We start from the raw sequence: 1811 nt of genomic DNA, 5'->3' as shown, positions 1-1811 counted from the left end.
GGGGGCAGGGCACCTTCGCCTCCAAGCTCGCCGTTGGCGGCGCTGCGATCGAGGTCACCCGCGAGGTCGACGGCGGCCTGCAGACGGTCAACCTGCCGCTGCCGGCACTGGTCACGGCCGACCTCAGGCTCAACGAGCCGCGCTACGCCTCGCTGCCCAACATCATGAAGGCCAAGAAGAAGCCGATCGACGAAAAGACGCCCGCCGATTACGGCGTTGCGGTCGAGCCGCGCCTGACCGTGGTGCGCGTGCACGAACCGGCAACCCGCAAGGCAGGCATCAAGGTCGGCTCCGTGGCCGAGCTCGTCGACAAGCTGCGCACCGAAGCAGGAGTTCTGTGATGACCATTCTCGTTCTGGCCGAACATCAGGACACGCGACTCGACGAGGCCACCGCCAAGGCGGTCTCGGCGGCCGGCCGCATCGGTGGCGAGGTCCATGTGCTCGTCGCCGGCTCAGGCTGCCGTGCCGCCGCCGAAGCTGCCGCTCGGCTGGAAGGCGTCGCCAAGGTGCTGCTCGCCGATGACCCAAGCCTGGCAAACCGCCTTGCCGAGCCGGTGGCAGCCCTGGTCGTCAGCCTCGCCGGCGGCTACGAGGTGTTCCTCGCGCCCTCGACCACCAGCGGCAAGAACATCATGCCGCGCGTCGCGGCATTGCTCGACGTGATGCAGATTTCCGACGTCATCGCGGTCGAAGGTCCGGACCTGTTCCAGCGCCCGACCTATGCCGGCAATGTCATCCAGACCGTCCGCTCGGCCGAGGCCAGCAAGGTGTTGACCGTGCGCGTGTCGTCCTTCCCGGCGGCTGCGGCAACGGCCGCCGCTCGGCCCATCGAAACCGTGGCCATTTCGGTCGATCCTGCGAGGTCGTCGTTTGTCCGCGACGAGGTGTCGAGTTCCGAACGTCCCGAACTGGCCGGCGCCCGCATCGTCGTCTCGGGCGGGCGCGCTCTGGCCTCGGCCGAAAACTTCGAGACCGTATTGGCACCGTTGGCGGATAGGCTCGGTGCCGCCATCGGCGCCAGCCGCGCGGCGGTCGATGCCGGCTATGTCTCGAACGACCTGCAGGTCGGCCAGACGGGCAAGATCATCGCCCCCGACCTCTACATCGCTTGCGGCATCTCGGGAGCGATCCAGCATCTCGCCGGCATGAAGGATTCCAAGGTGATCGTTGCGATCAACAAGGATCCGGACGCGCCGATCTTCCAGGTCGCCGACTATGGCCTGGTCGCCGACCTGTTCGAGGCGGTGCCGGAGTTCCATGCGACGGTTGCCGAAAAAGCGAGGGCGTGAGCCAATCGGGCCAATCGCTTGCGGCATGGATGCCGGACCAGGAGGAGCCAGGATGGCAAAGGGTGGGATCGAAAAGCCGGTGCGTTTTCGTCCTGAACGCGATGCGGAGGAGGAGGGGACCCTGGCGGCCCCGTTCCGCTCCTATGCGCTCGACCGGTCCGACAGTCCGCGCTTCCACATCCGGCTGGTCGAGAATACGCAGCGGCTCTAGGGGTCAGAACAAGAGCTGTTCAAAATCGTACGTTAAGGTCGAACGGAGCGTGAACAGAGTTTGCATGTGTCTCTCGATTTGCGGGTCGTAATTCATGATCCCAGTGGAAAACCATAGCAGCACGACGGCTGCTGTTTCCACATCCAGCCTGCTCGGCAACACTCGGCCGCACTTGTTGTGCGAGGAGTTGAGCGGTGGCCAGGCGCAAGATTCTCAAAGCTCAGGATCGATGGGATCTGTTCGCCATTCCGGCTGATGAAGACAGCCTGATCCGACACTATTCCTTGTCGGCGGCTGATCGCCTCGAGA

General features: G+C 65.0%; 3 protein-coding genes. All 3 read left to right on the top strand.

Features of this window, described 5'->3' with window-relative positions; all coding sequences use genetic code 11:
- Positions 1 to 341: electron transfer flavoprotein subunit beta/FixA family protein (locus ACODTY_RS23930; RefSeq protein WP_488996669.1), on the top strand; the 341-nt coding region annotated here is incomplete at its 5' end.
- Positions 341 to 1291, top strand: coding sequence for an electron transfer flavoprotein subunit alpha/FixB family protein (locus ACODTY_RS23925; RefSeq protein ID WP_488996668.1), 951 nt, complete (start codon positions 341 to 343; stop codon positions 1289 to 1291). The genes ACODTY_RS23930 and ACODTY_RS23925, both read left to right, overlap by 1 nt.
- Positions 1292 to 1343: 52 nt before the next feature.
- Positions 1344 to 1502, top strand: a complete 159-nt coding sequence (locus ACODTY_RS23920) for a hypothetical protein (protein ID WP_488996667.1) — start codon at positions 1344 to 1346, stop codon at positions 1500 to 1502.
- The last annotated feature ends 309 nt before the right edge of the window (positions 1503 to 1811 follow it).

The organism is Mesorhizobium sp. FG116, from assembly GCF_057809835.1.
This window is presented reverse-complemented; position numbering and strand designations above follow the sequence as displayed.